The organism is Mesorhizobium sp. M7A.F.Ca.ET.027.02.1.1 (genome assembly GCF_004022985.1).
Lineage (GTDB): Bacteria > Pseudomonadota > Alphaproteobacteria > Rhizobiales > Rhizobiaceae > Mesorhizobium.
Map to the genome: position 1 here is coordinate 1 of NZ_RZOL01000360.1, position 6351 is coordinate 6351.

Consider the following 6351-nt stretch of genomic DNA (forward strand, 5'->3'; position numbering starts at 1 on the left):
CTGGGGTATGGAAACCGGCTTCGGTTCGGCGATGGGCAACCAGAACACGGTTTCTGCCATTTTGACGCTTGCCTATGATTGCCGCCGCCCGGGGTTCTTCTACCCGCATGCCATTGCAGCCCTGAAGCTGGTTGATCGTGGGGCGTTGTCAGCCTCGTCGGTTGGCGCCGCGCATGGCGAGATCGGACACACGCAGTTCCTGCCCGGAAACGTCCTGAAATATGGCGTCGGCGGCGGAAACCTGCGCGACAAGGGCACGGCGCTGGCTTCCACCGCCAACTTCCTCAAGGGCCATGGCTGGCGGGCGGGCGCGAGCGCGAGTGCGAATATGGGCGCGATTGCCGGCTGGAATTCCGCGAGCGTCTATCAGCAGGCCATCGCCCGCATTGCCACGGCGATCGACGGCGATTGACGCCATTTCTGACTTGATCGAAAACCCGGCGCAAATGCCGGGTTTTTATTTGATTTCGAGCGTGTAGGAGCAGCCGGCCAGGGTCTTGCCGGGATGGGACTCGACGGTCGAGACGTTGAGCTTGACGTCCGTGGAGAAGGTCAATCCTTCCGACTCTTCGGTACTGTGGACAACGACCTTCTCGCCAAGGAATTTTTGCGGCGTGGAAAAAACGGCCATGACGTTGAGTTCTTTGGCAAGCTCCGGCGCGGCAACGCCGTCGAGCACGGCCATCGGCCCCGCAGCGGTAAACACGATCGATCCCGTCTCGCGGTTGAACACGCGGATCTTGGCCGGCAGTTCGTATTGGCTGAGAAAGGGATTGCCCGAGGCAACCTCCGTCCAGCCAAGCGTTTCAACGGCACCCGGTGCGCTGGACAGCCACAGGGCAAAGTCGTTGTAGGTCGGAACGTCCGCCCTGCACTCGATCAGCGCCGGAAGGTCGAGAGAGGCGGGGTCGAACTCCTGGCTGGCCGCTGGCGTCGCCAGAACAACCAGCGGCGGCAGGCAGCGACCGAAACCGCGCATCCGCGCTACTTGGCGCGGTTGCGCGCGGCCAGCGTCCTCAGCCGCAGCGCATTGAGGCGGATGAAGCCGGCGGCGTCCTTCTGGTCGTAGGCGCCGCGGTCGTCCTCGAAGGTGACCAGCGCATCGGAGTAAAGCGTCTTCTTCGACTTGCGGCCGGTGACCATGACATTGCCCTTGTAGAGCTTGAGGCGCACCGTGCCCTCGACGTCTTCCTGGCTCTTGTCGATCATCGCCTGCAGCATCAGCCGTTCGGGCGCGAACCAGAAGCCGTTGTAGATCAGCTCGGCATAGCGCGGCATGAACTCGTCCTTGAGGTGGGCGGCCCCACGGTCGAGCGTTATCGATTCGATGGCACGATGGGCAGCGATCAGGATGGTGCCGCCTGGTGTTTCGTAGACGCCGCGCGATTTCATGCCGACGAAGCGGTTCTCGACCAGGTCGAGCCGGCCGATGCCATTGTCGCGGCCAAGATCGTTGAGTGCCGCCAGCATGGTCGCCGGCGACAATTTCTTGCCGTTCAGCGCGATCGGATCACCCTTCAGGAACTCGATCTCGATCTCGGTGACCTTGTCCGGCGCGTCCATCGGCGAAACGGTGCGCTGATGAACGAATTCCGGCGGCTCCACCCACGGGTCTTCCAGAACTTTGCCCTCGGAGGACGAATGCAAGAGGTTGGCGTCGACCGAGAAAGGTGCGTCGCCCTTTTTATCCTTCGGCACGGGGATCTGGTGCTGCTCGGCGAAATTCATCAGGTCGGTACGCGACTTGAACGACCAGTCGCGCCACGGCGCGATGACCTTGATGTCGGGGTTCAGTGCGTAAGCCGAGAGCTCGAAGCGAACCTGATCGTTGCCCTTGCCGGTGGCGCCATGCGCAATCGCGTCGGCGCCGGTTTCGCGGGCGATCTCGACCAGATGCTTGGAGATCAGCGGCCGGGCGATCGAGGTGCCGAGCAGGTAGGTGCCTTCATAGACGGCGTTGGCGCGGAACATAGGGAAGACGAAGTCGGCGACGAATTCCTCACGCACGTCGACGACGCGGATGTCCTTGATGCCCATCATCTCGGCCTTGCGACGGGCCGGCTCGAGTTCGCCGCCCTGGCCGAGATCGGCGGTGAAAGTCACGACTTCGGCGCCGAGTTCAGTCTGCAGCCATTTCAGGATGATGGATGTGTCGAGACCGCCTGAATAGGCAAGCACGACTTTTTTGACGTCTTTGGCCTTGGACATTTCTACTCCGTCGATGGCGGACGCCCCAGCCTGGGCGTCACGGATTGTCGCAGCGCCTTTTAGCAGGAACGGCAGAGCGAGCAAGCACGCGTGCATGCACGGCTTCTGGTCCAGCGCATGGCCGGGGGCGGCCGGCAGCGAAAACAATCTGCTGCAATCAAAGGCTGCATTTGCTGGAGGGACTTAATCAAGTTTTCACGCCGTGCCGCTAACACTTACGACAAAGCCGCCTTGACCACGTTCCGGGCGGCTTCTTGCCTGCTTTGTCGTGGGTGTCCTCGGACTCGGGCCGTTCTTGATGCGCGTTATATCATGCATCGCCATGGAGCATAATCTGTGGCTTGTCCTGCTGGCGGCGCTGATGTGCGTCACCGGCTGCTGGGTGACGATCGGCCTCTTCGACCGTTCGAGGAAAACCGCCGGCGTGCAGATGAAGGGCTGGCTGTTCCTGACCGCGGTCGCCGCCGGCTCGTCGATCTGGTGCACCCATTTCATCGCCATGCTGGCCTACCAGCCCGGCGCGCCGATCACCTTCGATCCGGTCCTGACCATGGCATCCCTGGTCATCGCCATCATCGGCACCGGGCTGGGCTTCACCCTCGCATCCGGCAAGAGCCGGCGCCTGGCTCCGGAATGGGGCGGCATCGTCGTCGGCCTGGCGATTTCGGCCATGCACTACACCGGCATGATGGCTTATCATGTTGCCGGCATCGTCGAATGGGACGGCTCCTATGTCGTGGCCTCACTGGTCATCTCGGCCGTGTTCTCCGCCTTGGCCGTCGGCCATGCCGTGCGCCGGCCATACGGCTGGTCGCATTATCTCACCATCGGGCTGCTGGTGCTGGCGATCGTCGGCCTGCATTTCACGGCTATGGCCGCGGTGGCGGTGACGCCGCTGTCCTTCATCAGCACAGGCACCAATCCCGATATTCTGGTGGCAATGGCGGTCGCGGTCGCCGTGGTGGGCCTGATCGTCGCGGCCACCGGCTTCGCCAGCTATCTGATCGATGAGCGTGGCCGTCTGGAGAGTTTCGAGCGGCTTCAGCATCTCGCCCTCAACGACGCCCTTACCGGCCTTCCCAACCGGGTCTCCTTCAACGACCGCCTCGACCATGAGATCGACCGGGCACGCGAGGGCGAGGACACAATGACGGCGGTCATCGTCATCGATCTCGACCGCTTCAAGGAGATCAACGACCTCAGGGGGCACGCCGCCGGCGACCAGGCGCTCAAGATCGTCGCCCGCAGGTTGGCGAAACTCACCGGCGAGGGCGAATTCGTCGCCCGGCTCGGCGGTGACGAGTTCGCCGCGATCAAGCGCTTCAAGGATCAGAACGACCTTCTCGGCCTCGTCTCGCGGCTGGAGAAATCCTTGTTCGAGCCGTTGCGGCTCGACGATTTTGAAATCGCTGCCGGCGCCAGCATCGGCGTCGCCGTCTATCCGCGCGACGGGGCCGATCGCGAGCGGCTGGTCAGCAATGCCGATCTTGCCATGTACCGGGCCAAGAACGACGTGACGCGGGCGGTCTGCTTCTACGAATCCGCTATGGACGAGACGGCGCGGGCGCGCCGGGCGCTGGCCACCGACCTTCGGCAGGCGATCGAGCGCGGCGAGCTTTCGCTGCATTATCAAGTGCAGACCTCGGTCCCGACCGGCGCCACCTGCGGCTATGAGGCGCTGCTGCGCTGGACCCATCCCGTGCATGGCATGATCGCGCCGGTCGAATTCATTCCGATTGCCGAGGAGAATGGCTCGATCATGGCGATCGGCGAATGGGTGCTGCGGACCGCGTGCCGTCAGGCGGCCTCGTGGGACAATGGCCACAAGATCGCGGTCAATCTGTCGCCGGTGCAGTTCGCGCATGCGGATCTCGCCAAGCTCGTCCACCAGATCCTGGTCGAGACCGGGCTGTCGCCGAAACGGCTGGAACTGGAGCTGACCGAATCGACGATCGTCGCCGACAAGGTGCGTACGCTGCATGTCCTTCGCCAGATCAAGGCGCTGGGGGTGACGATCGCGATCGACGATTTCGGCACCGGCTATTCCTCGCTCGACACGCTGCGCTCGTTTCCCTTCGACAAGATCAAGCTCGACCGCTCGTTCATGGCCGATGTCGAGCGAAGCCCGCAGGCCAAGGCGATCATCCGGGCGGTGCTGACGCTGGGCCGCAGCCTTGACATTCCGGTACTCGCCGAAGGCGTCGAGACACTTGTCCAACTCACCATCCTGCAGGTCGAAGGCTGCAACGAGGCGCAAGGCTATTTCCTCGGCAGGCCCAAGCCGATCGATCAGATCCTGCTCATCGGCGGCTCCGATGTCCGGAACGATCAGCCTGCCGCCACGGAGCCCGCCAGGATGCGACTGAGCAGGCCGGCATAGGATTTGCGCCGGGGTGGCCGCCAGCTGATGTCTTCGCCACGCGCCCGCTGGATCGACCATCGGATCGCTCCTGCGTCTGGCACCGTCGCGGCGCATCCTGTATAGGCGCTTCCATCCCTGGGGCCGCTCATGTCGTTCATTCCAGACACCACCACGCTGATCCAGTTCGCCATTGCCACCGTGATCCTGGCGATCACGCCTGGGCCCGACATGACGTTGTTCGTCTCGCGCACGCTGAGCCAGGGTCGCGCCACCGGCTTTGCCTCGATGGCCGGTGCGCTGTGCGGCACGCTGATCCACACCACGCTGGTGGTGGTCGGCGTCTCGGCGCTGATCGTCGCCTCGCCGACGGCCTTTTTCGTGCTGAAGATCTTCGGCGCCGGCTATCTGGTCTTCCTCGCCTGGCAGGCGATCACAAGGGGCTCGGCCTTTTCGCCGGAGAAGAAGACCGGACCTGAGATTTCGCTGCTGCGCAGCTGGGCGGCGGGCCTCGGCGTCAATCTGCTCAACCCGAAGATCATCCTGTTCTTCATGACCTTCCTGCCGCAGTTCGTCTCCGCGCATGATCCGAACGCACCGGGAAAGCTGTTTTTCCTTGGGCTGATGTTCATCGTGCTGTCGGTGCCGGTGACGGTACCGATGGTGCTGGCGGCGGAAAAGTTTTCGGCGGCGATGAAGGCCAGCCCGCGCGTCACGCGGGTGGTCGACTATCTGTTTGCCGGCGTGTTCTCCGCCTTCGCCCTCAAGATCCTGACGGCCCAGGCGAAGTAGGCGCCGTCATCCTGTCTGGCCATCCTCTTTTGATCCTGGTTCGCCTTGCCACCAGCTTGCGGCCCACCGCCCGGCGCTGAGCCAGTAAAAGATACCACCGACCATGCCGCTGCCGATCACGGCCATGATGGCGCTGGTGTCCCTGACGGCGAAGGCGGTGTCACCGCTGTGGTCGGCAAGCCCGAGGAAAACACCGGCAACCACCGCGCCCGCCAGCGCATAGAACAGCCAGTCGCGCCGGCCGAGGATTTCGGCAAGCAGGATGACGACAGAGGCCGGCATCAGGGCGAAATAGGCGACGAACAGGGCGGCGAAGGGAATTGAGAAATACAGGGAAGCCGTCGCCGTCGGATGCGCATGCTCCGGCGTGTAGCCGAGCGATGCCAGCAACAGGATATTGAGGAAGGCGCTCGCCGCCAGCGAGGCGACGGCATAGCCGAACAGGATGACGGTGAAACGGACGAGGTAGCCGACGAGACGCGCCATCAATCCCGGCCCAGAGTCTGTCGCGTGCCGGATCTGCGTCCAGCCAGAAGCCAGTAGACCGAACCGGCGGCGATGCCGGCGGTGGCGAGAAAACCCAGAAAGCCCGGATTGAAGACAAAGCTGCTGGCCGAGCGCGGCATGGATACGCCAAAGGCGATGGACGTGATCGCACCCGTGGCGGCGAAGTAGAACCATCCCCGCAGCGAAAACCGTTCGGCGACGAAGAGCGCCGGACCGACGATCAACAGCGCGCCGATCATCACGGTCAACACGGCGAGCGGGAACGAGCCCAGCCAGTCGAAGGCGAAAATGATGGACCAGTTGCCGTCTTCGATGCCTTCCAGAAGAGCGATCAGCAGCACCGGCACCAGGATCGAAGTCAGCACCGCGGCGACATAGCCGACCGCCATGATGGCGAAGCGTCTTAGCCAGGCGACGGGGCGGCTCACGCCTCGCCGTGCCCCGCTATCATCATCGCTTCCAGCGCCAGCCGGTCGACCTTGCGC

The 6351-nt window shown here is 63.6% G+C and carries 7 protein-coding genes; 3 read left to right on the forward strand and 4 right to left on the reverse strand.

Going from position 1 to position 6351, the window contains the following annotated elements; translation table 11 throughout:
- Positions 1–412, forward strand: a 412-nt coding sequence (locus EN749_RS28120) for a lytic murein transglycosylase (RefSeq protein WP_189367755.1), incomplete at its 5' end; no start/stop codon positions are given.
- Positions 413–457: 45 nt separating this feature from the next.
- Here EN749_RS28120 and EN749_RS28125 read toward each other — a convergent pair.
- Positions 458–979 carry a hypothetical protein gene (locus EN749_RS28125; RefSeq protein ID WP_128364384.1) on the reverse strand — a complete coding sequence of 174 codons (522 nt, stop codon included), beginning with the start codon at positions 977–979 and terminating at the stop codon, positions 458–460.
- A gap of 5 nt (positions 980–984) precedes the next feature.
- Positions 985–2208, reverse strand: coding sequence for an argininosuccinate synthase (locus EN749_RS28130; RefSeq protein WP_128364385.1), 1224 nt, complete (start codon positions 2206–2208; stop codon positions 985–987).
- A 298-nt stretch (positions 2209–2506) separates the two neighbouring features.
- Here EN749_RS28130 and EN749_RS28135 point away from each other — a divergent pair, with 298 nt between their 5' ends.
- Both EN749_RS28135 and EN749_RS28140 read left to right on the forward strand, forming a co-directional pair.
- The gene (locus tag EN749_RS28135; RefSeq protein WP_128364386.1) at positions 2507–4588 is read left to right on the forward strand and encodes a bifunctional diguanylate cyclase/phosphodiesterase; all 2082 of its coding nucleotides are present in this window, start codon (positions 2507–2509) and stop codon (positions 4586–4588) included.
- Between the two features lie 129 nt (positions 4589–4717).
- Positions 4718–5359, forward strand: coding sequence for a LysE family translocator (locus EN749_RS28140; protein ID WP_128364387.1), 642 nt, complete (start codon positions 4718–4720; stop codon positions 5357–5359).
- Between the two features lie 6 nt (positions 5360–5365).
- On the opposite strand, the gene EN749_RS28145 is transcribed toward EN749_RS28140, so the two are convergent.
- Together EN749_RS28145 and EN749_RS28150 are read right to left on the reverse strand one after the other, a co-directional pair.
- Positions 5366–5845 (reverse strand): hypothetical protein, encoded by a 480-nt coding sequence (locus EN749_RS28145; RefSeq protein WP_127808680.1) that lies wholly within the window; start codon positions 5843–5845, stop codon positions 5366–5368.
- The coding region (locus EN749_RS28150; protein ID WP_245491512.1) for a hypothetical protein at positions 5845–6351 on the reverse strand (507 nt) is incomplete at its 5' end. The genes EN749_RS28145 and EN749_RS28150, both read right to left, overlap by 1 nt.